The following is a 25,964-nucleotide window of genomic DNA, read 5'->3' as shown; positions in this document are numbered from 1 at the left end:
AGCTGCTGAACTCAAATGTACGATTAGCGGGCGTTAATTGATCAATACAATCTTTGTGACCAGGTGCTCCCCTCCTGTTTCGCTGGCTGCAAATACCAGGTAGACGCCGGATTGCGGCCGGTGTCCGGTATAATCCAATCCGTTCCAGACGGCTTGTCCGCCGAAGGCCCTGGTCTGGAACACCATTTTCCCGCTGATATCGGTGATCTTCACTCTTGTATGCTGCACCAGTCCGCGGATAGCAATAGTGCCACTGTAATTGTGCGGTACAGGGTTAGGAAACACGAGTACCGAATCACGCGTCATACCGGAAGCTGGCTCCGTGGCTGTGCCATGCCATGACATCAGGCCTTTTCCTGTGGCGAAGTATATTTCTCCTGTTTGAGGATCTATAGCGATGCTGTAAATATGATTGTCAGGAAGCGGGCTATTGCCGGCATTGAATTGCTGAAGGATCTGCTCTCCATCTTCGCTTACCAGCCAGGCCCCGTTGAGGGTGCCTACCCATTTGCGGTTGGCGCCATCTACAGCAATGGCGGTTACCTGCTCGTCCTGGAACAGGTAGCCGGCAAAATTGTCCTGCCGGATAACCGGGAGGATAGCATTACAACCTTCAGTGGCGGCCTGTCCGGAACAGTTGATAACAGCAATACCTCTTGCGGTACCTATCCATACACTGCCATTTTTGTCTTTTGCCAGGCAGTAGACATCATTCGAAGGCAGGTTGCCCTGGTTACTGCCCAGACGGTATTGCCGCCATTGGTCATCGTTCTTATTGTCCAGCGTATTGTTGTGGTTCAGTACAAACAAGCCATTGCTTTGCGGAGATACCATGTATACCAGGCCATAGTCGTCCGTCAGCAACTGGCTGATAGCATTGCCTGTCATAACGTAGGGACTGCGAAACGACAGCCAGGTATTGTCAGGCTTTTTCACGAGGAGATTGCCGGAGGCGCCATAGGCCGCTACCCATAAATTGCCGCTGGCGTCTGTGGTCAGTCCGCTGACATTAAAGGCAGCAGGATTGTTGCTGGCCGGCGGGATGACGCCCTGCTTGAAAATAGTATGGCCGCCATCGGGAGCTGCATATATCAGTCCCCCTCCGAAGGCCCCCAGATAGCAGCCCTGGCCGGAGGGATCCGGAGAAAGACAAATGAGGTCAGAGACGGAATCCAGTGTATGCCTGGTGTTGCGGTCAAACTGTGTCCAGCTGCCTTGTGAAAAAGTATAATAACCGTTAGGGTTAGCCGTTGCCTTCCAGTCCTTGTTAACGCTACCGGCAGTGGCCCAGAGGGTGTTGTTCACAAATAACATATTGCCGGTGATGGTGCTGGATGGTGCATCGGGATGAATAGCGGTAAAGCTGTTATCGTCACCCTTATAACGGATAAGTCCCTGAAGTGAATCTGCTATCCATATATCAGTACCGGTACCGGCTGTTTGCAAGGGTACATCTATCAGCTGATGTTGCAATGTTCTGACAGGGTTTGCGCCGGCATCGAGGACAATGATACGTGCAGTGTTGGATTGCTGTTCGCTAAGAAAGAGCTGCTTCCCATATACTTCAACGTTGTTAATATGCCAGCCATCTGTATACCAGGGTATCCAGGTATTGTTGGAGAACAGGAATAACTGTTTCCCCTGCCGGCAGATCAGCTGTTCATTAAAAGAGAAGATTTCCTGAACTGTGTCCTGCTGCAGGCCCTGATTAAAAAATGACCAGTTCCTGTAGTCGGATGGATTGTTGCTGTTGAGTGCCGCTGTCCTGATACCTTCCGGTGTGGCAGCGTACATTGTGCCATTGAGGAAAGCCAGTGAATAGACTGGAATATAATCGCCGGTGCTGCCCACTACATAAGTAGCTGCTATCTCTGGAACAGAGGTGTTTATAACTACAATACCCAGCCCCGTGCAGAGATAGGCATTGTTGTTATAATAAAAAATGCGGTAAACGGATTTATCGGCAGCTACCTGTTTTCGCATCAGATCGGGAATATTGAAGCTATTGTTGCCGCTCAGGAGGTCGATGTTGCTATTGCGGTAAGCGACCAATATTTCGTCGTTGCCTGCGGCGATAGCGCTGATGCCGATATCGTGAAGCCCATTGATCTTGCTATACCTGCTGATCTCTTCGTCTGCACCGGTAGTGACGGAAAACAGGCCCTGCGATGTGGCACAGTATATTTTATCGGCTTTCACCGTTACTGCCACAGCTGGCCGCCAGGGAAGGTAATCACTCCATTGGCCCAGGATAGTCTGGGCCCGGGCCTGTTGGGCAGTCAGGCAGGATAGGCTCAAAATGGCATAAAGGGATGTCAGGAAGCGGTACATGCATCAAAAATAGTTATATGTTGTTACTTTGTGACACCTACCGGTATATATCCCTGAGGTCCCTTTTTTTAGACAACTTTGATTACCTTTACGCCCTACTAAATTACAACGACGCGTATGTGGCAACGCTTAGCAGGATTCGTATTGAAATTCCGTCTACCACTCCTGGTTTTATTATTGTTGAGCACTGCAGTGATGACTTATTATGCCAGCAAGGTGGAATTGTCCTATGAGCCTAATAAATCTATACCGCTTGACAACTTAAAGTACCAGGACTATCTTCAGTTTAAAAGCCAGTTTGGTGAAGATGGCAATATGATCGTGATAGGGGTACAGACAGATAGCTTCTTTCAGAAGGAGTTCTTTCACGATTATATAAAGCTGAACGAGGATATCAGGAAAGTAGAGTTTGTCGAGAATGTGCTGAGCGTACCGTTTGCCATAAATCTTGTAAAAAATGACAGCACCCGTAAACTGAGTGCAGAGCCTTTGTTTAAGGGTGACCTGCAGCAGCAGGCGGTGCTGGACAGCCTGGCCGGGGCCCTGAATAATCTTCCTTTCTATAAAGGCCTGCTATATAATCCAGACACACATGCTTACATGATGATGATCAACATCAATAAGGGCGTAATGGGTACAGCCCGACGTATTGAGGTTGTAAGCAATGTGATGAAGCTGGGAACTGCTTTTGGGGAAAAACATCATACGGAAGTGCGTATGAGCGGCCTGCCTCTGATCCGGACCATTGTAGCTACGAAAGTGGCAAATGAGCTGGGACTGTTCCTGAAATTGTCCTTCGTTTTAACAGCACTCATCCTGTTCCTGTTCTTCAGGTCATTCGGGGCGGTGCTGATGTCTATGATTGTAGTAGCAATCGGGGTGATATGGTCTGTGGCCACTATCGTACTGCTTAATTATAAGATCACTTTGCTGACGGGACTGATACCACCATTGATCGTGGTGATCGGTATTCCGAACTGCGTATACTTCCTCAATAAATATCATACTGAATATGCCAAGGATGGTAATAAGACCCGGGCGCTGGTGCATATGATCCAGCGTATGGGGATTGTGACCCTCTTTACGAACCTGACGGCAGCGATTGGTTTTGGCGTGTTCTGTTTTACGAAGAGCGCCCTGTTAAAGGAATTCGGAATAGTGGCAGGATTGAACATCATGCTGATCTTCCTGATCTCATTTATTTTCCTGCCTTCGGTATTGAGCTACCTGCCTGCACCTAAGACGAAACATACCAACTACATGAATAACAGGTTATTCCGTTCCCTCCTGGATGGATTGACCGCCCTGGTGTTCAGGTATCGTCCGTGGGTATATGGCGTAACCCTGGTATTGGTAATAGCAGCGGTGACGGGTATGATGAAACTGCATTCGGAGGCGCACATGCTGGATGATATTCCGCAGAGTGACAGGTTATATACTGATCTTAAGTTTTTCGAAAAGAACTTTAAAGGGGTGATGCCGCTGGAGATAGCAGTCGATACAAAGAAGAAAAACGGAGTTGTAAATCTGCAGACGCTGGAGAAACTGGATCAGTTGTCAAAACTGATAGCTGCACAGCCGGATTTTGCCAGGCCCTTGTCTGTAGCAGAAGGTATCAAGTTTGCAAAACAGGCTTATTATAATGGAGATAGCTCCAACTACTCAGTGCCTAACCAGTTCGATATTGGTTTCCTGGCGCCTTACCTGCGTATGAAGGGAGGAACGAATGCCAGCGGAAATGCCACTGCTTTTACAAAGCTGGTGTCTTCCTTTATGGACAGTACCAGGCAGGTAGCGCGTGTGAGTGTGAATATGGCAGATGTGGGTTCCGCGAGGTTGCCGGTGTTGCTGGATTCACTGAGGCCACAGGTAAACCAGATCTTCGACAGTACGAAATATAAAGTGACCTTTACAGGTACCAGTGTTATTTTCCTGGAGGGTAGCCGTTTCATTATCAATGGTTTGACTGAGAGTATCCTGCTGGCATTTGTACTGATCATTTTCTGTATGCTGTACCTGTTCCGTTCCTGGAGGATGTTGCTGATCTCCCTGATCCCCAATATTATTCCGCTGGCTGTAACTGCCGGGGTAATGGGCTGGCTGAATATACCATTAAAGCCTTCTACTGTGCTGGTGTTCAGTGTAGCGCTGGGAATAGCGATAGACGTAACGATCCGTTTCCTGGTGAACTTCAAACAGGAATTGCCTCACCATAATCTGGACATCTCGGCTACGGTAAAGCAGACCATTCACGAGACCGGGTTGAGTATTATTTATACTTCCCTGATCCTGCTGGCTGGATTTATGATCTTTAGCTTTTCAGAATTCGGAGGTACAAAGGCTTTGGGCTGGCTGACGTCATTGACATTGTTAATGGCTATGATCACAAACCTGACCATTTTGCCGGCACTTTTGTTGTGGATGGAAAAGGCCCTGCTGAAAAAAGCCAGGAAAAAAGAATTATGGAATACTTTAGATGAAGAAAGAGATATGGATATGTCTGAGCTCGGATTAAAGGATCGCGAGAAGGAAGACTAGATAAGTATGTCATTCACATATAGTTAAAACGCTTAATGCATGATTATCAGCATTGAGCGTTTTTTGTTACTCCCCAAATAATCTAGTAGACTACATTCATCCCCCCTTATTAGCCGTTTGTATAAAAGGATGCCACATACCCATTAAAAAGTATGAGGTTTATAATGCCATTCTAACCTCTTTTAGTTCATGAAAAACAAATACTTAAAGGGCGCTCACCTTTCTGAGCGTAAATTTAAGGAGATACTACGGCTATTCGCCGAAGATCTTACGGCCACGCAGATTGCCAACATTAGTGGAGTAAGTCGGGTTACCGTAAACAGTTATCTCAAGAAGATCCGCCAACAGATTGCCCGTCATTGTGAGTCTTTATTACCGGCGGAGAGCCATCACCGTCCCGCCGCCCCGGTACGTAACGTACACCATGCATCCTCAGGAGATGATGGAGATGTTTCCGTTAAAACAGAAGTAGGCCGTAATGTAAAGCCGGTTGTATTTGGTATCTACCGTTGTTCCGACCGGTTGCATACCGAGATACTGCCGGATGTAAGCAGGTCTATGATCCATTCTGTGGTAAGAAGCAGTCGTTCCATACTGGAAATGCAGAGCGCGGCGGAGAAGATCCGTCGTTTCAGCAATGTGGTAGACCTGGGGCAGTACCGTTTGTACAATCTTGAAAATGAAGGCGCTGTCAGTATTGCTGACGATGTAGATGCTTTCTGGGGACTTACCAAGCACAGGCTTGCAAAGTTTAAGGGATTGAACCGCAGTACTGTATACCTGCATTTGAAGGAATGTGAATTCCGGTACAACAACAGGAATGAAGACATTTACGAGACCTTGCTGGAGTTGTTGAAGACACAGCCGCTCAGTCTTTCCTGATGACGGATGATCATTTTACGATATTGCTGCAGCAATGCAGCGAACTTTTATTTAGATCTGGAACAAAACCCGGATTTAGATTTTGGTTGATGAGCGCGCAGGTGGTAATCTTACCGCCTGCCTTTAATTCTATTGCTATTGCTTATTTAAGTAAAAAACGGGGAATTGTGCGGTTTGGTGTTCTGTTATAACAAATTTCGTTTATTACAAATAAAAAATTTCCAGTTATGTTAAAAAACTGTTAAAGGGATGTTATAACATCTAATTTGTTAACCGGTTTTTGCCAGAATTATTGTTAATAAACTTATATTTGAACGTTAAAATTAAGTTAAACAACAAAGAAGGGTTAATTGCTTATGAGAAAAGGCCGGTAAATGGCCCCTCGCCCTCTGTATACTCATTTAAGGAATTTAGGACAAGTATTGTTAATTGCGTTTAGGGGAACCAAAATGTATTTTTTCAACTAAAGTTTTATCAACGTAGGACAAGCTTTCAGAGCCAGTGGTCGGTTTTCTGAGAACTATATTCTATTTCATTTGAATATTAAACTAAACAACCAGAAACAACAAAGCTTATGAGGAAAAGTCTATTTTTCCTCCTGTCCACTGTATTAGTGGTAGGGCAGGTGGTTGCGCAAAACCGTCCCATTTCAGGGAAGATTACTTCCGCTGATGATGGCAGTCCGGTGATTGGCGCTACAGTCATTGTTAAAGGTACCACAACAGGTACTGTAACCAACATGAATGGTGAGTATACCATTCAGGTACCAGAAGGCGCTGCTGCCCTGATCGTTAAGTTCGTGGGTATGAAAGACCAGGAAATAAAACTGGGTTCTGGCGCAAAGCACAATGTGGTATTATATCCCGATGTTACCAAACTTACTGAGACTGTTGTAACTGCTAACGCTATCCGCCGCGACAAAGCATCTCTTGGTTACGCAGCTCCGACTTTGAAAAATGATGAACTGACCAGAGGTCAGAGCACAAGCCCACTGAATGCGCTTGCTGGTAAAGTAGCCGGTGTGAATATCTCTTCCGGTTCCAATTCTCCGGGAAGTTCTTCCAGGATCGTATTAAGGGGTGGTTCTTCCATCACCGGTAATAACCAGGCGCTGATGGTGGTAGATGGTGTTCCCATCGATAACTCCAGCATCATCGGTGGTGGCGATAGCCGTAGCACTGTTGACTTTGGTAACCGTGGTAACGATATCAACCCTGAAGATATCGAGTCTGTTACAGTGCTGAAAGGCCCTGCCGCTGCTGCGTTGTATGGTTCCCGCGCATCCAACGGTGCGTTGATCATCACAACCAAGAGTGGTAAGAAAACTTCCAACAAAAAGAACGAAGTTACTTTTAATACAGCGGTTACTTTCTCTAACGTAGTAAAACTGCCTGAATTCCAGAACGATTACGGTCAGGGTTACGATGGTGACACTCCGGATGCGACTAATGATCCGCGTGAGAACTGGACATGGGGTCCTAAATTCACCGGCGTTAACCAGCCATGGGGACAGTCTATCAATGGTGTAAGACAGACCAAGCCTTACTCAGCACAACCTGACAACGTAAAGAAATTCTTCGAAACAGGAAAAACGCTGAATAACAACCTGTCTCTGTCAGGAGCAGGCGAAAAGACCACTTACTATCTGTCATTAAACACCCTGAACTCTGATGGAGTAATGCCGGGCGACTATGACAAGTACAATAAGTACGGTGTTCGTTTTAATGGTACTGCACAGCTGAGCAACAAATTCACTACTGCTGTTAACGTTAACTACAACAAGATCTTCAGCCGCGTGATCCAGGGTGGTCAGGGTAATGCATCTGTGTTTGATAACGTGTTGCAGACTCCCCGTGATATTCCTCTGGACAAGATGGGTGATCTGAACAATCCTTACTATGGATATGGTGTAACCCACGATGCTGCAGGTAACCCAACCTACGGTTTCTATGGTGTATATACTATCAGCCCATATTACATCCTGAAAAACTACCGTAACCTGAACGATGTGGACAGGGTGAGCGGTAACTTCTCAATAGGTTACAAACCAACAGAATGGTTAGACGTACTGGAAAGATTAGGTGCGGATGTTTACTCTGACCGTCGTCGTTACATGTATCCTAAATTTGACTACCTGCCTGCTGACGATGCAGGAGAATGGTACGATCCGGAAGATAACCGTCTGATCCAGACTGGTAAATACGGCGAAGATCAGTACAACCTGAGCGAGATCACTCACGACCTGATGATCACTGCAAAGAAAGACTTCGGTCCTGACTTCAAAACGTCCCTGATGGTGGGTAACAACATCCGTCAGCGTACATTCAATACACTGGAAACACAGACCAACCAGTTAAATGGTCTGGTTATTCCAGGATGGTACAACCTGGACAACAGTAACGGTCCTGTATACACATTCAACGAGCGTACAACCCGTCGTCTGGTTGCTTTGTATGCAGATCTGAACCTGTCTTACAAGAACATGATCTATTTAGGTGCTACTGCCAGAAATGACTGGTCTTCTACATTGCCTAAATCAAACAGGTCCTTCTTCTATCCAAGTGTAAACGGTTCATTCGTATTCACTGAACTGACCAAAGAAACTGGTCTGGCACACATCCTGAACTACGGTAAGATCCGTGCAAGCTGGGCGCAGGTTGGTAACGACGCCAGCCCTTACCTGCTGCGTACCTACTACGGTAAAGCTGACTTTACCAGTGGTTTCGGTAGCATCACCTTCCCATTCAATTCTATTCCGGGCTTCACCTACGGTAACCTGATAGGTAACAATGCCCTGAAACCTGAGATCACAACCGCATTTGAAGTAGGTACTGAACTGAACTTCCTGGATAACAGGCTCTCTATCGACTTCTCTTACTATAAGAACAAATCTAAAGACCAGATCCTGAACGTACCGATCGCTACATCTTCCGGTTTCACTGCTAAAGTGCTGAACACCGGTGAGGTTGAAAACAAAGGTGTGGAACTGGGCGTGAGAGGTACTCCTATCCGTACTGCATCAGGTTTCAGCCTGGAACTGTTCGGAACCTATACCCGCAACAAGAACACCGTGGTTGACATCGCAAATGGTGTAGACCAGGTAGTAATTGGTGGTGTTGGTGGTATGAGTATCGTTGCTGCAAAAGGCAAACCTTATGGTACTTTCTATGCACAGGATATTCAGCACGACGCACAGGGCCGTGTAATAGTAAGCGCTACATCAGGCCAGCCACTGCTGACTCCTTCAGCCGTTTATCTGGGTTCTTACAATCCTAAATACCAGGCTTCCTGGGGAGCTAATGCCTCTTATAAAGGCTTCTCCTTCAGCCTCCTGTTTGATACTAAACAGGGTAATCAATTCTTCTCCCGTACAAAAGATATCCTGGACTTCACCGGTGCTGCATGGGAAACAGCTGAAGGTGGACGTGTAGACGCTCCATTCCCTAACTCTGTGGTAGATGATGGAACTGGTAAACTGGTGCCTAACACTGAAGTAACTTATCATAAACAAGCTTACTTCTCTTCTGTTATCCCTTCAGGACAACATGTTATTGATGCATCTTATATCAGATTACGTGAAGCAAGTCTCTCTTACAGACTGCCTAAGAACCTGTTGAACAGAAGTCCGTTCGGTGACATCACCGTAGGTCTGTTCGGTAACAACCTGGCACTGTGGACTGCAAAACAGAACAAGTTTGCTGATCCGGAAGTTAACTCTGGTGGTGCTACCAACGAACAGGGTTTTGACTTCACAGCTCAGCCATCTCTGAGGAACTATGGTTTCAATGTAAGAGTGACATTTTAACGATTAAAGAGCTAAGAAAATGACAAAAAAGAATATTCTAATCAGGTCAGCTGCCGGTTTTCTGACTGCACTGTCCCTCACAATCACAGGTTGTTCTAACTTCCTGGATATAAATGACAATCCGAACCTGGCAGAAAGCGCTGAGCCTTCGCTTATATTGCCGTCTTCACAGGCAGCGATCGCAATGGTAGTTGGTTGCCAGTTCCAGATATATGGTGGTATCTGGAACCAGTACTGGACACAGAACTTCGGTAACTCCCAGTATAAATCTATTGAGCAGTACCTGATACAGGGTTCCAGCTTTGACAGACCATGGTCCACGCTGTATGCTGACGCTATGACTGACCTGCAGCTGATCATCAACAAATCAGGAGAAGCGAGGTACAGACAGTATGCTGCTATTTCGCTGCTGATGAAGGCATATGATCTGCAGTTGCTGACAGATGCTTTCGGTGATATTCCTTTAAAAGATGCACTGCAGGGCGAAAGTAACGAGAACTATGCGCCTCACTACGATCCACAGGCAGAGGTATACGACAGTATTTTTGCTATGATCGACAGGGCAAAAGGCTGGATTGATCCTGAGTCTTCATTCCTGCCAGGTTCAGAAGACCTGATCTTCGGTGGTGACATGGAGCAATGGACCCGTTTCGCAAACACACTGAAATTAAGAGCTTATCTGCGCTTATCTTATGTGAATGCTGCGAAGGCAGAAGCTGGTATAAAGGCTTTGGGTACTGCAGGTGCTGAATTCCTGACAGAAGATGCAAAAATTGATTATATCACCACAGGTAGTAATAACAATCCGCTGTATGCTGAGCTCTTTGCACTGGGACAATACCGCCAGCTGAGAGCAAGCAACACCTTGTTCAAACAAATGCAATCAAGGAATGACCCAAGGATCAACGTATACTTCCAGCTCATAAGCGGTGTTAGAAGAGGTATGGACCAGGCCAGCTACGATGTTGGTCCTAACGGTTCTACTCCAGCGCCTATTTTTGGTGCAGATCCGTTGAATGAAGCGGCAGCAACAGCGCCTGTTAAGTTCATCTCCGGCTATGAAAGCTACTTCCTGCAGGCAGAAGCTGCTGCGAGAGGCTGGCTGACCGGCAATGCAGCGACTTTGTATGAGCAGGGTATTCAGGCTAGTTTCGACGCTTATAATGCTACTCCTGGTACTTACATCACTACCCAGGTTGCAGCATTCCCTGTTACGGGTGTTGAAGCGCAGGTTGAAGCGATCCAGATACAGAAATACTTTGCACTGGCGCTTAACCAGAACTTCGAAGCGTGGACAGAATGGCGTCGTACAGGATATCCTAAAGATTTCTTTGTAAAACCTGTTACAGGTACATTGCCAGCAGGCACTTATCCTGTTCGCTTCCTGTATCCTAACACTGAGCTGACCAGGAACCCTAACTTCCCGGGAGCAAAAACCATCACCGATAAGGTTTGGTGGGATACCAAAGACTAAGCAATAACAGATAGATAGTTTTCGGGGGCTGACAAAAGAGTAAACGACTTTTTTGTCAGCCCCCGAAGTTTTTAACCACATTCGTTCAACCCTTTTCCAGGCATGAATATGTCTAAGTGAATTTCAGGTTTTCAGTACTCCGCTGAACAACAGAAACAGGAATCATTAACCTCTTGTAAAAGACACATAAATAACCCTTACTCCCCGTGTATATCAATTAAGGTTTAATGCCCTCCATGTATTGCCTGCAGATCTATCGACGAGGGATAAATATCAACCTTATCATTTAATCTTATGAGGAAAACGCTGATCTTCCTCCTGTCTGCTATTTCACTCGCAGTACAGGTGCTTGCGCAAAACCGTCCCATTACAGGGAGAATTACTTACGCAGATGATGGTAATCCGGTAATTGGCGCTACAGTTATTGTTAAAGGTACCACAGCCGGTACCGTAACCAACGCAGAGGGTGAGTATGCTATTTTAGCGCCTGAAGGTGCTTCTGCCCTGATCGTTAAATTCATGGGCATGAAAGACCTGGAAGTAAAACTGGCCGGCGAAAAGGAGCATGTAGTACTACATCCAGATGTTAACAAGCTTAATGAAATTGTTGTAACTGCTAACGCTATCCGCCGCAATAAAGCATCTCTCGGATACGCGGCTTCTATCTTGCAGCATGATGAACTAAACAGCGGGCAGTCTGTAAGTTTGCTGAATGCACTGGCTGGTAAAGTAGCCGGGGCGAACGTTTCTACCGGTTCTAATGCTCCCGGCGGCATTTCCAGGATCGTGTTAAGAGGGGGCTCCTCTATTACCGGTAATAACCAGGCCCTGATGGTGGTAGATGGGATCCTGATCGACAATACCAGCATCAGCGGTGCCGACAACAGCCTTGCTTATGCCGATTTCGGAAGTCGTGGTAATGACCTGAATCCTGACGATGTGGAAGCCATCACAGTACTGAAAGGTCCGGCTGCAGCTGCATTATATGGTTCGCGTGCATCTAATGGTGCGTTGATGATCACTACCAGAATGGGCGTGAAGGACAACGACAGGGAAAATCACGTTCAGCTGAGCTCCGCCCTGACTTTTTCCCATCTTGCCAAACTACCCGATTTTCAGAACCAATATGGTCAGGGATATCTGAACGGGAATGGTGATGGGTTTGATATTGATCCCAGGGAGAACTTGAGTTGGGGGCGCCCATTCATGGGGACTGAAGAGGAATGGGGACAATCCATCAACGGTGTAAGATTAAAGAAAGCTTACAGCGCGCAGAAGGATGCGGTAAAAAGATTCTTTGAACCGGCCAGAACTGTGAATACCAATCTGTCATTGTCGGGAGCGGGCAATAAAACCACTTATTATCTGTCATTAAATAGCCTAAATGCCGACGGCATTATGCCGGGTACTTACGATAGGTACAATAAATACGGTGTCCGTTTCAACGGGAGGGCTGAACTAAGTGATAAGATTGCAACTGCTGTTAATTTCAACTATAATAAGATCAGCAGTAATGTTGTACAGGGAGGTCAGGGCGCAGGTTCAGTATATAACATCGTATTACAAACACCCCGCGATATCCCTATTGACAAAATGGGCGATCTGAACAATCCTTACTACAGCTTCGGCAACCTCCTGAATGCGGATGGTCTCCCTTACTATGGTTACTATAACGCCTATGCGAAAAGCCCATATTTCATGCTGCAGAACTACAGGAACCAGCACGAGTTAGACAGGATCACCGGTGCTTTTACCCTGGAGTATAAACCATTGACATGGTTGAATGTCCTGGAAAGGGTGGCCGCTGATATATATTCAGACCATCGTATTTACAGATCACCTAAATACTCCTTCGCTCCTGCAGATGATGCAGGGAACTACAGCCAGACCAGGAATATACAGACGGCGAGTGGTCATTACAGCAAGAATCAGTATGACTTTGCAGAGGTAGCACATGACCTGATACTTACTGTTACGAAAAATTTCAGCCCCTATTTTCATATAGCCCTGACCGTTGGTAATAATATTCGTCAACGGAAATTTAATACTACAGAACTGAAGACAAATGCTGCTGGTCTTATCATTCCGGGATGGTATAGTTTTGATAACAGTAATGGTCCTGTCATTACCAATGATGTATTGTCAACCCGCCGCTCGGTAGGCATATACAGTGAGTTGAACCTGTCTTACAGGAACATCCTCTATGTGAATGCTACAGGACGTAATGACTGGTCTTCTACATTGCCTCCTGCAAACAATTCCTTCTTTTATCCCAGCATAAACTGCTCATTTGTATTCTCCGAGCTATTTAGTAAACGGGATACAAACCATGTACTGACGGATGGCAAATTAAGGGTGAGCTGGGCGCAGGTAGGTAACGATGCTGATCCGTACCTGCTGCATACTTACTATGAAGCTGCCAGCATCAATGGTGGATTCGGTAGCACTACATTCCCGTTTAAGGGTGTGAATGGTTATGCTCCGGCCGGCGTGAACGGTAATGCAAATCTTAAACCTGAGATCACCATTGCTAATGAAATCGGTGCTGAGCTGAATTTTATGAACAACAGGCTGTTGCTGGACCTTTCTTTATATAAAAATAAATCCAGAAACCAGATCATTCCGGTGCCATTAGCGCCCTCTATTGGTGCTGCTACCAAAATGCTAAATACCGGAGCGGTTGAAAATAAGGGGCTTGAGATTGGTGTGAGAGGAACTCCTATCCTGACCGCTGCCGGCCTGTCTATTGAATTGTTAGGTACTTATACCAGAAACAAAAACACCGTACTGGACCTGGGCTTTGCCAACCAGGTAGTGATCGGCGGCTTCTCCAACATGAGCATTGTCGCCGCCAAAGGCAGACCATACGGTGAATTCTATGCACGGGACATCCTGCGGGATAAGCAGGGTCGTGTCATTGTTGACCCGTCTACCGGCCTTCCGTTGAGCACTTTAACTGCGGTGCGTCTTGGTTCCTACAATCCTGCATACCAGGCCTCCTGGGGACTGAATGCAGTCTATAAAGGGTGGAGCTTCAGTATCCTGTTTGACTCGAAACAGGGTGGTAAGTTTTATTCCTACACTAAAAGCATCACAGACCTGGCCGGGGTATCTGAAGTTACGGCAGAACAAAACCGTTTAGGTGCCATCTGGCCCAACTCCGTAACTAACGATGGCAGCGGCAAACTGGTGCCAAACACAAGGCCTTATTTTCCGGAACAGTACTGGACAAATAAGCCGGATGGACAGAATATACTTGATGCCTCCTATATCAGGCTTCGTGAGGCCAGCCTTAGCTGCCGTATTCCGGCGGCTAAACGAAGCAGAATACTGTCTGGAGATCTGGTAGTGGGGCTGTTCGGCAACAACCTCGCATTATGGGCAAAGAACAAATATGCCGATCCGGAAGTGAACTCCGCTGGTGCGGGCAATGAACAGGGCTTCGACTTTGTAGCACTGCCTTCATTGAGAAACTTTGGTTTTAATATAAAAGTGACTTTTAAATAATAAATAATGGTGCTGATAATGAAGAAGAATTTTGTAAGATCAGTCTTGGGAGCACTTTCTGTGCTATTATTCATACAAACGGGTTGCCATAAATTCCTGGATATAAATGAGGCGCCAACGAAGCTTATTGATCCCGATCCCAGCTATCTGTTGCCCACCAGTCAGGCGAATATCAGTATGGTGATTGGCAACCACTTCCAGGTTTACGGTGGCATATGGGCGCAGTATTGGACACAGGATATCAGTGGGATCCAGTACAGGAACATCGAACAGGTGAATTTGACCCCATCAGATTTTGACAGGCCATGGCAATTACTATATGTGGGGGCCTTACGAAATCTGCAGGTGATCATCAATAAAGCAAATACCAAAAGGGTGAAGCAATATGCCGGTATAGCTGAGCTGCTGAAGGCTTACACCTATCAGGTACTGACTGACGCATTTGGCGATATCCCTGTAAGGGATGCTGTCAGGGCTGTGGATGAGGACATCCTGGCGGCAGCTTATGATCCCCAGAAAATGGTGTACGATAGCATTTTTGCGATGATCGACAGGGGGTTGAACCTGATAGATCCTGAAAGCACTGTGCGGCCGGGAAATGATGACCTGATATTTGGTGGTAATATGGCTGCATGGGAGGCTTTCGGTAACACTTTGAAGCTCCGCGCATATATGCGGCTGGCTAAAATTGATGCAGCATTTGCAGCCCGTGGCATAAGCACTCTTGATGGTGCAAGGTTTCTGACCTCAGATGCAAAGATCACCTATGTAAACACTAACGGGAACAATAACCCTTTGTTCGCCGAAATACTGGGGCTTGGAAGAACACAGAACCTGGTTGCCAGCAGTACCGCCGTTGACCGGATGAATGGACTGAATGATCCCCGTGTTTATAAGTTCTACAGAACGGATCCTGATACCATGGGGATAGCTGGTATTCCCCAGGGAACTTACCGGATGCAGTGGAATTACCTGTTTTCCACTCCCAATGTAGCGGTAGGTGCTTACGGGCAAAATGACTCCTCTGCGCTGGCGCCTGTAAAATTCATTTCCGCTGCGGAGAGCTATTTCCTGCAGGCAGAAGCTGTTGCACGCGGGTGGCTTCCCGGAGATGCGAAAGGCCTGTACCGGCAGGGGATCACTGCCAGCTTTACTGCATATAACGTTGCTCAGCGTAACTACATCAGTAACGTTGTTGATGCCTTCCCAGCTACCGGTACCGAAGCGCAGGTAAAAGCCATCATCACCCAGAAATACTTTGCCATGTGCGGAAACCAGAACTTCGAGGCATGGACAGAATGGCGCCGTACCGGTTATCCTTCCTTCCTGGTTCGTTCGCAGGCATCCGTGCTGCCTGCCGGCCGGATGCCGCAGCGGTTACTATATCCGACCTCGGAAATCACCAGGAATCCAAAGTTCCCGGGTGCTAAACGGGTTTACGATAAGGTCTGGTGGGACGCTAATTAATTATAACGTATATGTATGTATTCTGAGGGCTTGTTATATAACGAGCCCTTTTTTGATCCGGAGAGTTTCATTTTTTGAATAACTACATGTTAAACCACACATCCGTATATCTTTTTAAGAATTTTTATATCTTGTGGTACTTTTAGCTGATTGGCTATTTTCAAAATAATAAAGACACGGGGACAATTGACCGCATTTAGACCACGGATGTGGTATTTTAATCTTGGTACTATCACTAATGCTGCTTCCTGCATTAAATTAAAATCTGTTTGATGAAAAAAGGAGTATTCCTGTATCTGTTTTCATTAATGGCCGTGCTGCCTGCTCTTGCGCAGATGAGGACACTTACAGGCACTGTCAAAGCCGACAACAGCGGCACACCGCTGTCCGGCGTTACGATCCACCTTAAAGGCTCCACCTATAGTGTAGCCACTAATCCAGACGGCTCCTTTTCCATGAGCGTGGGAGGAACGCCTGAACTGCAGTTTTCCATGGTGGGATATGAATCCCGTCAACTGAAGGTTGCTGCAGATGTCACCTGGCTGGATATAAAACTGCAACCCGCATCTTCCCGGCTGTCTGAAGTGGTCGTGGTAGGTTATGGAGAACAGGCGCAACGGTATACGACCGAGGCCGTATCTGTTGTGAAAGCCGGCCAGATCACCAATGTACCGGCTGTATCGCCCCAGCAATTGCTGCAGGGACAGGTGGCAGGGGTAAACATGACCAATTCTTCCGGCCTGCTGGGCAATTCCTCTCTACTCCGGGTAAGGGGCACTGCTTCCATCACCGCTGGTAGCCAGCCGCTATTTGTTGTGGACGGCGTGCCGTTGAATGATGGTATTTACAATACCTCTTACGGTGGTGGCGCAAACCTGAATCCGCTGCTGGAAATCAATCCGGAAGATATTGCTACTATCACTGTACTGAAAGATGCAGCCGCTGCCGCCATTTATGGCTCCAGGGGCTCAAATGGGGTTATACTGATAGAAACAAAGAAAGGTGCCCTGAACAATAAAACCCAGATCAGACTGGACTATTATACCGGCTGGGTAAGCCCCACGGATAAGCTGAAGGTGATGAACGGGGATGAATACCGTACTTTTTACAATAACTACATCACCAAAGTAAAAGGAACGGCGCCTGTCGATTTCCCCGCAAAAAGCACCGACTGGCCTTCCCTGGTTACCAGGACCGGCCGTACGAACAACTATGCACTTGGTGCCAGCGGAGGAAACGACAAGACCCGTTTCTATGTAGGTGGTAACTATATGGATGACGGGAACTTCGTGATCGGCAACAACCTGCAAAGGTTATCCGGAAGACTGAACCTGGAGCATACAGCCAGCAAATACCTGCAACTGGGCGTTAATTTCAGTACGGCTTATACAAACATGGACCGCATCTACCAGGAGGGAAATGCCAGTGGCAACAACAACCTGCCGCCTTATACAGCCGCATTCCTTAATACGCCATTCACGCCCGCCTATACAGACGACGGACAGTTTGCGAATCCGACCACCAATACACTCGCCAATATTGCTTTAAGCACCAATAAATACTATACCCGCCGCAACACAGGCAATGCCTATGCAAAGGTCAACATCACAAAAGATCTCTGGGTAAAGACCGACTGGGGCATCGATCTCCTGGAAACAGAAGAACGCATCCGCAGGTCGGCGAAACTTACAGGCAACACTACAACGCCCGGCTCTGCCAGCCGTACCCTCTGGCAGGATAATAAATGGCTGAGCACTAATAGCCTGAACTACGATAAAAGCATAGGAGCTGACCATCATGTAACGCTGTTAGCCGCATATAGCTATGAAACAGCCAGATATGATGATATTAAAGTGACCGGTAACGGTTTCGTAAACGACCAGTTGCCCAATGTGGGATCTGCCGCAGTGACCACAGGTTCTGCAACCGGTAAGCGCTGGGCCATGGAATCTTACATTTTCCGTGCTAACTATCGCTTCCAGGATAAATACCTGTTTGAAGGATCATTACGCAGGGACGGTTCTTCCCGTTTTGGGACCAATAAGAAATACGGCAATTTCTGGGCGGTATCCGGTGGCTGGATCATTTCTCAGGAGCAGTTTATGAAGGAACTGCATTTTATAGATTACATGAAACTGACCGCCAGTTATGGCGTAACCGGTAATGACCGTATCAACTACTATGATTATCTGGGACTGTATTCTGCGAGTGATGCCGGCTATGCAGGACAGCCGGGAGTAAGACCAAGCCAGATCAAGAACCTGAACCTGGGCTGGGAGGAAACGAAACAATTCGACCTCGGCCTGGCAGTAAATGTGCTGGACAACAGGATACAATTGACAGTGGATTACTATAGCAAAAATTCCCAGGACCTGCTGTTGTACCAAGCGGTGCCTTCTACTACCGGTTTTGGATTTTCTACCCGCAACGCGGGAAAGATGCGTAACCGCGGTGTAGACCTGCAAATAACAGGAGTGCCTGTGCGTACAAAAGATCTTCAATGGACCACCAGCCTTAACCTGGGTTTTGTGAAGAACAAGGTAATAAAGCTGTCTTCGGATAGCAGAGATGAAGAAGGCAGAAACTATGTGCTCAGTTCATTCGGTGGCCAGCGGGTAATACAGGGATATGCACTGAACTCGTTCTATGTGCTTAATTATAAAGGGATCAATCCGCAAACGGGAGATCCTGAATGGTATACCAAAGACGGGAAAGCTACCACTACTCCTACCGCCAATGACCAGATAATAGCCGGCAATGCTATGCCGAAACTGACAGGTGGTTTCAATAACACGGTACGTTATAAACAATTTGACCTTGGTGTTAATTTCTACTTCTCTTACGGTAATAAAGTCATGCTGAATGAATTCCAGACCCTGGATAACGCAACGCTGACCAATTCCAACCTGAGCAAAGACATGCTGAATTACTGGCAGAAGCCTGGCGATCAGGCTCTTGCGCCGGCAGCTACCAGCGCTTCCTGGAAGACCATGCCGTTTAACCAATTGTCTACCAGGCAGCTGTTTGACGGGTCTTTCCTGCGACTGAAAACATTGACGCTGGGATATAATCTGCCATCAAATTTGTTGAGCAATACGCATGTATTGAGCGGTGCAAGGTTATATGTGCTGGGCCAGAATCTGTGGACAGTAACGAAGAAGGAATTCCGTGGCGCTGATCCTGAGGTATCCCTGTATGGCTCAAATGGCCAGGTAGCCGGAGAATCATACTTTTCCCTGCCTCAACCTAAGACTATCACTGTGGGTGTGAACCTGTTATTCTAAAATATGAAAACAGCCAAAATGAACGGGCAAAAAAAGATATTAATATGGCTGCTGGCAGGGCTTACCTGTACCAGCCTGTTTTCCTGCAGCAAGGATCTGGACCAGGAACCCGAGCAGCAGATTCCTACAGAAGATGTATTTACTTCGGGGCCAACTGCTTTAAGCGCATTATACGGCGTTTATAGCCGTTCTCAACGTCAGGAGGTATTTGGAGGCCAGCCTCAGATTATTGCGGATTTTATGGCCGATAACGTCAATTACCTGGGTTCTTCGATGAGTGATATCAGCAATTTTATCACTTCTCCTTCCAGCTCTATCGTGAGTGAGATGTGGCGTATTCACTTTGACGCTATTATGGGCGCCAATGCCGTAGTAGACAAGGTGCCGGGTATACAGGACGCTTCGTTTACAACAGCGGACCGTAAAATGTACGTAGCGGAAGCAAAGTTCATGAGAGCTATCCTCTATTTCGACCTGCTCAATCTCTTTTCTCAGCCTTACCAGGTATCGCAGGGCGGTGCGCCCGGTATTCCGGTGGTAACGGCGGCTTTTGATGGTACCATTACATACCCGGCCAGAGGTACAGTAAATGACGTACAGGCGCAGATAGAAAAAGATCTGCTGGAAGCGCTGCCTGACCTGAGCGATACTTTCAGCGATCCTATGCTGGCCAGGGGCCGCGCCACCAAGGGCGCCGCAAATGCACTGTTGTCAAGGCTGTACCTGTACCGTGAACAATGGGACAAAGCAGCGCAGTATGCAAAAGCAGTGCTGGATGCTCCTTATTATAAATTGGCCGGCGACTATGCCTTCTATGACGGTAATACAAAAGAAGATGTGTTTTCCATTCAGAATACAGACACCGATCCGGGAGGCAGTAGCTGGGGCTACTTCTATCGCCCCACGGGTGTGAACGGCAGCGGTGCATGCCCCTTCTCTCCCGAATTGATACAGGCATTTTCTGCAGAAGCGGGTGACAAGAGGTTTGCGATGAGCGACGAAGGTACCGCGGCTAACCTTGAAAAGAGAAGGTTCACATTGAAGTTTCCCAGTGTATCTCCCGCAAAAGACAATTCTCCGATGATCAGGGTCACCGAAATGTACCTGAACAGGGCTGAAGCACTGGCTGCCACGAATGGTGTGAACCAGGAATCCATCGACCTGATGAATGCATTGAGAAAACGTGCAGGACTCGATGAATGGACCATCACTACCTTCGCTACTACTGATGCACTGATCACTGCCATCCTGAATGAAAGACGTAAAGAGCTCTGCTTCGAAGGACACCGCAGAATGGATGTGCTGAGAAGAGGACAATCACTGCGGGCCAATGATCCGGAGAAAAAAGCGGGCGCAGACCGGGTGATACTACCTATTCCCCAACGCGAAATTGACCTGAGCCCTGCATTGAAAGGACATCAGAACCCGGGGTACTGATCACTATAAAACATTTATAAAAAGAGCGGCTGTTCAGAATGAACAGCCGCTCTTTTTTTGTTCCGCCAGGAGCGGCGTATTTATAACTTTCGATATCCCACGGATTAGGCTGCGCACAGAGAATACCACCCGGTAACAATACGCCGCATGGCATAAGCTCTCAATGTCAATGCCCCGACAGGCAATGCCTCCGAATGATCACGCCCGTATTGATAATGTAAAATATTCCGGCTTCGCTTACAGGTTTTGCTGCACATTGTAAGACCTGCCACCTATTAACATTGTTAGTATTTTATGCGTTATATTTCCCGAACACTGCATATATGAAAACAGGTATTATCATGCATGGTCGTGGGTATTCGGGGTTTATACGGAAGCATTTTTCTTACATTATATTGAAAAAAATGTGCAGAATAATTTCCGGTGATTTCATATATTGCATTAACAACTTATTGTAAGTACTAAAGAACCAAAATCTGAATCTTAATTCCTTAGAGTGAAACCCGACTACCACTTTAATTGCCCGACGAAAGGAATTGTATTTATTGTTTAACTAATGAACTGACAACCCGGTTTTTCTCTGTACTGATTGATATGGGGCTGTATTCCTGATACCTGAGGCGTAACCCACAGCCCGTTTCACACAGTTAAATCCGTAAAGCAGTAATGCATGCGCAGAATCCTCTGCACATGATTGCTGACGCGTTGTGCGATCCTAAATTTTTTTCTATGTAGCAAGAAATAACCGGACGTTTTTTCATCAATCAAAATCGCTTATGAAACACACTTTACTCCTGTGGCTATTCGTGGCCATTAGCGTGATGCCCGCGCTTGCCCAAACACGAACGATCAAAGGGAAAATTACAGACGCCAAAGACGGCGCCGGCATACCCTATGCCACTGTCAGGATCCAGGGTGCCAACAAAGGAACCACCACTGACCAAAGCGGAAATTTCAGTATTGAGATCGGTGCAAACCAGTCCCTGATCGTATCTTCCATCGGGTTTGCCGCAAAAACAGTGAAACCCGGTAACAGTGGAATATTGACCATCTCCCTTGTTGCCGATAATGTACTGAGTGAGTACATCGCTACCGGTTATGGCAATACCAACAGGCAAAAGAAAGTAAGTTCTGTGTCTGAAGTGACCGGAGAGAAAATTGCCAACACTCCCTTCGTTGACATTAACCAGGCCATGCAGGGTAGAGCGGCCGGCGTATTTGTCGGCGGGGCTTCAGGACAACCGGGCGCCGTACAGAACGTAAGGATCCGTGGTGTCGGCTCTATCAGTGCCGGCGCTGCACCGCTGTATGTCATAGATGGTGTTATCGTAGATGGCAGGGACATTAATAATACCTCTGGCCTTGCTTTACAGTCGAACGACCTGCTTGCAAACCTGAATGCCAATGACGTTGAAAGTGTAAACGTACTGAAAGATGCTGCCGCTACTGCTTTGTACGGCTCAAGAGGCGCTAATGGCGTGATCGTGATCACCACTAAAAAGGGGAAAGCCGGCGTTACCACTTTCAATGCAAGAGCGCAATATGGTTCTGCAAAAGCCAGCTTTGGCAAATCCGGTATGCTGTCGCCCGAAGAATCACTGGCCTACAACCGGGATGTACTGGCCATCAATGGCGCTACTCCGGCAGAAGTAGATGATCAATTTCCTACGTCATTACTGAAAACAGCCTTCGACTGGCATAAAGCCGGTTTCCGTACCGCCACCACACAGGATTATGGCCTTGCTGCTTCCGGTGGAACAGATAAAACAAAGTTTTACATCTCCGGTGGATATCAGAACCAGGAAGGAACCGTGATCAATTCCTGGTTTAAAAAATATACTGTCATCTCCAATGTGTCCCAGCAGGTGAATGATCATCTGGACATTGCTATGAACCTCAACCTGTCTCAAAGTAATGCGAATAATGCAATGGGCGGAAACTATTATTCCAGCCCGATATTAGGCGCCTATTTCGTGTCTCCTTTCCAAAGCCCCTACAAGGCTGACGGCTCTATGTATACAGGACTGGAACCGGAATTTTACGCTGCCAGCGGCGATAACTTCCTGTATTCTGTGCCGCTGAACGACAAACGCCTGACCAACTTCAGGGGCCTCGGCTCACTCAGTGTAGGCTATCGCGTGTTCGACTGGCTGAAAGTGCAGGAGAAAGTAAATATGGACCTGGTGTATGGTGAGGCCAATCTCTTCTACGACCCTACCACCGGAGACGGTATCAATACGGCGGAACCATCCAAGAGCGGTGAGGTCTATAATGCAAACGTAAAGAACACTACGCTGACCAACCAGTTATCCATCAGCGGCGCTATTAAGATCAATAAAGATCATCAGCTCGATTACCTGGCACTCACTGAATATAACAGGTTTAAGTCAAGGAGCATCAGCGCTGACGGTATCGGTCTTGTAACCGGCAAACTGAAAGTGCTGGATGTAACCGCTGTTCCGCAGGACGTAGGTGGTAACGGTACAGAATATACGTTCCTGTCATATCTCGGGCAGCTGACCTACACTTTTAAGAACAGGTATAACCTGAGCGGTAGTATCAGAACAGATGGATCTTCCAGGTTCGGTGTGAATAACCGTTTTGGTACATTCTATTCTGTGGGGGCTTCCTGGAAAGTGATGGAAGAAGCATTTATGAAATCGCAGAAAGTCTTTTCTGATCTGCGTCTGAGAGGTAGCTATGGTGTTACCGGTAATGCTGACTTTGACAACTTCGTGGCAACCGCTTTATATGACTATGGTACTGCCTATAATGGCGAGCCTGGCAACGCTCCTTCCACTATTGGTAACAGGAACCTGACATGGGAAAGAAATAAATCCTTCAACATTGGCCTGGACCTCGGTTTCTTTAAAAACAGGCTGACGGCAGTTATTGATGTTTACAGACGCCGGACCGATGGCCTGCTGATGAATACCCCGGTGAGCTCTACCAGCGGATTTCTGACCCAGCCTGTGAACGTTGGTTCTCTGGAAAACAAAGGTATCGAAGCACTGATCACCAGCAAGAATATTGAGGCTGCTTCCGGCCTGACATGGACCACTGAACTGAACGTATCTACCAATAAAAATAAGATACTGTCACTGTATGGCGGACAGGATGTATCTGCTTCCACTACTCAGTTACACAGGGTAGGCGAAGCGGTACAGAGCTGGTATTTAAATGAGTGGGCAGGTGTTGACAAAGACAACGGTGATCCATTATGGTATACCGCAGATGGTAAAACCACCAACAATATCAACCTTGCGCAGAGAAAAATAGTTGGTAATAGTCAGCCGAAATTTATCGGTGGATTGACAAACACCGTAAGCTATAAAGGTATATCCCTCAGCGTATTCTTCTACGGTGTAACCGGCAGTAAGATCCTTAACAGAACAAGGATACTGGGAGACGCTGACGGTGCTTATTTCGGATTTGGCTATGATAAACTAGCTGCACAGAACTACTGGCGGAAAGCCGGTGATGTGGCAGAACGTCCAAAGCCAATTCCTGGCGGTAACCATAACGGTAACAATGCACAGTCAACCAGGTACCTGGAAAATGGTTCCTTTCTTCGTCTTAAGAACATTAACCTGAGTTACAGCCTGCCAAAAAGATGGATGCGCGCTATTAACGTGAGTGATGTTAAATTCTATGCACAGGCGGCCAATATCGCCACCTGGACCGGGTATACAGGATGGGACCCTGAGCAGGATATCAGTGCGATGGAGTTCTTCAGATATCCTCCTGCCAAGAGCATCACCTTCGGCGTAAACGTTAATTTCTAATTCAAGCAAAGATCTTATTTATGAAAAGAATATTCGTGTATATGGTTATGTTGGTCCTGTTATCTGTCGGTCAGGGCTGCAATAAAGAACTGGCGCTTTCGCCGGCAGATAAACTGCCGACGGATGAAGCCTTGTCAAATATCAAAGGTGTGAATGCCGCGGTGAACGGTATGTATGCCGGTATGAGATCCACAGATTATTATGGAAGGAACTACCTGATACTGGGCGAGATCACTGCTGATAACGTGTATCTTTCTACAAGCAACAGTAACCGCTTCCTGTCCAGCTGGCGATTGAGCTGGATCGTTTCAGATGTGGATGTAACCGGCGTCTGGAACAGGGCATACGCTGTGATCTTAAGAGCTAACAATATTATCAACAGCATACCTGTCATCAGCGATGGTACGGCTGAAGAAAAGAACTTTGCCAAGGGGCAGGCATTGTTTATCCGTGCATTGGCGCATTTTGATCTGTTACGTTTCTTTGCTGAGCCATATATTGTTGGCGGGGGTACATCGCTGGGAGTGCCGGTGATAACGAAATTCGAAGTGGGCTCGCCGAAAAGGAATACGGTAGATCAGGTATATGCGCAGATCATTGCCGATCTGACCGAGGTCAAATCATTACTGCCCGAAGCAACCAACGATCCTTTCAACGCCAGTTCCTATGCAGCATCTGCACTGCTGGCAAGGGTATACCTGTATAAAGGCGATAATGCCGCCGCTATTGCCGAGGCAACGAGGGTGATCAATGCTGGTTATGCTATTCAGCCTGCCAATAGCTTAGCTGATTTTTACAACACACCAGGTACAGGAGAAGACATTTTTACGCTGAAAATACTTGACATCCAGACAGCAGGTTCTGATAACCTTGGCCAGATGTTCAGGAAGCCTGGTTATGGTGATATCCGTGTATCTCCCGACCTGGTGAATATATTGGAGCCTGGCGATGCGAGAAGGGTTTTTATTTCTGCGTTTAATGGCAGTCCTTCAGAATTCCAGAATAACAAGTTTACCGGTCAGCAGGGTATTTCCGGCTTGCACAGTCCTAAAATACTGCGCATATCAGAAATGTACCTGGCGCGCGCCGAAGCCTATGCAAAGGAAGGTAACTATGCCGCCGCACTGACAGATGTAAACGCGATCCGCACGCACAGGAACCTGGCAGCCCTGGAAAATGTGGCCAATGATGCGGTATTGGCAGCAGTGCTCAAAGAGAAACGTGTGGAGTTCATGTTTGAAGGACATCGTTATTTCGACCTGTTGAGAAATAAACTGGATATTGTAAGAAATCATTGTAATAATCCGGAGCAGTTGAATACGCCCAGATGCACCATTGAGGCAACTTCAAATACGGCGATCTTCCCCATTCCACAAAGGGAAACCGATGTGAACCGTAACATAGAACAGAATCCGGGGTACAAAAAATAACCGTGGTCAACCAGCAAATAAAAA

Annotated in this window: 11 protein-coding genes; 10 read left to right on the top strand and 1 reads right to left on the bottom strand. The window is 47.0% G+C overall.

Translation table 11 applies throughout. From position 1 onward, the window contains the following. Nucleotides 1-33: 33 nt before the first annotated feature. Complete coding sequence (locus tag MYF79_RS02380) at nt 34-2,331, bottom strand: two-component regulator propeller domain-containing protein (protein ID WP_247812386.1); 2,298 nt, start codon at nt 2,329-2,331, stop codon at nt 34-36. Nucleotides 2,332-2,448: 117 nt separating this feature from the next. Between MYF79_RS02380 and MYF79_RS02375 the strand changes: the two genes are divergently transcribed. From MYF79_RS02375 to MYF79_RS02330, 10 genes are all read left to right on the top strand, one after another. Continuing rightward, on the top strand, nt 2,449-4,869 hold the full coding sequence (locus tag MYF79_RS02375) for an efflux RND transporter permease subunit (protein WP_247812385.1): 2,421 nt from the start codon (nt 2,449-2,451) through the stop codon (nt 4,867-4,869). A 189-nt stretch (nt 4,870-5,058) separates the two neighbouring features. Next, nucleotides 5,059-5,751, top strand: a complete 693-nt coding sequence (locus MYF79_RS02370) for a LuxR C-terminal-related transcriptional regulator (protein WP_199654054.1) — start codon at nt 5,059-5,061, stop codon at nt 5,749-5,751. Nucleotides 5,752-6,325: 574 nt separating this feature from the next. Further along, a complete protein-coding gene (locus MYF79_RS02365) occupies nt 6,326-9,556 on the top strand; it encodes a SusC/RagA family TonB-linked outer membrane protein (protein WP_247812384.1) in 3,231 nt (1,076 codons plus the stop codon). Between the two features lie 19 nt (nt 9,557-9,575). Continuing rightward, nucleotides 9,576-11,030, top strand: a complete 1,455-nt coding sequence (locus MYF79_RS02360) for a SusD/RagB family nutrient-binding outer membrane lipoprotein (protein ID WP_247812383.1) — start codon at nt 9,576-9,578, stop codon at nt 11,028-11,030. A gap of 294 nt (nt 11,031-11,324) precedes the next feature. After that, nucleotides 11,325-14,537 carry a SusC/RagA family TonB-linked outer membrane protein gene (locus MYF79_RS02355; protein WP_247812382.1) on the top strand — a complete coding sequence of 1,071 codons (3,213 nt, stop codon included), beginning with the start codon at nt 11,325-11,327 and terminating at the stop codon, nt 14,535-14,537. Between the two features lie 18 nt (nt 14,538-14,555). Then, nucleotides 14,556-16,004 (top strand): SusD/RagB family nutrient-binding outer membrane lipoprotein, encoded by a 1,449-nt coding sequence (locus MYF79_RS02350; RefSeq protein ID WP_247812381.1) that lies wholly within the window; start codon nt 14,556-14,558, stop codon nt 16,002-16,004. A gap of 272 nt (nt 16,005-16,276) precedes the next feature. Continuing rightward, nucleotides 16,277-19,288: a SusC/RagA family TonB-linked outer membrane protein gene (locus tag MYF79_RS02345; protein ID WP_247812380.1), complete on the top strand. Its 3,012-nt coding sequence runs from the start codon at nt 16,277-16,279 to the stop codon at nt 19,286-19,288. 3 nt (nt 19,289-19,291) lie between these two features. After that, the gene (locus tag MYF79_RS02340) at nt 19,292-20,725 is read left to right on the top strand and encodes a RagB/SusD family nutrient uptake outer membrane protein (protein ID WP_247812379.1); all 1,434 of its coding nucleotides are present in this window, start codon (nt 19,292-19,294) and stop codon (nt 20,723-20,725) included. 776 nt (nt 20,726-21,501) lie between these two features. Next, complete coding sequence (locus MYF79_RS02335; protein WP_247812378.1) at nt 21,502-24,510, top strand: SusC/RagA family TonB-linked outer membrane protein; 3,009 nt, start codon at nt 21,502-21,504, stop codon at nt 24,508-24,510. Between the two features lie 20 nt (nt 24,511-24,530). Continuing rightward, nucleotides 24,531-25,940: a RagB/SusD family nutrient uptake outer membrane protein gene (locus tag MYF79_RS02330; protein WP_247812377.1), complete on the top strand. Its 1,410-nt coding sequence runs from the start codon at nt 24,531-24,533 to the stop codon at nt 25,938-25,940. Nucleotides 25,941-25,964 lie beyond the last annotated feature (24 nt).

This window comes from Chitinophaga filiformis, from assembly GCF_023100805.1.
In the GTDB taxonomy this organism is placed as follows: domain Bacteria; phylum Bacteroidota; class Bacteroidia; order Chitinophagales; family Chitinophagaceae; genus Chitinophaga; species Chitinophaga filiformis_B.
Note: the sequence above shows the minus strand (reverse complement) of the source record. Positions and strands in the feature narration are given on the sequence as shown.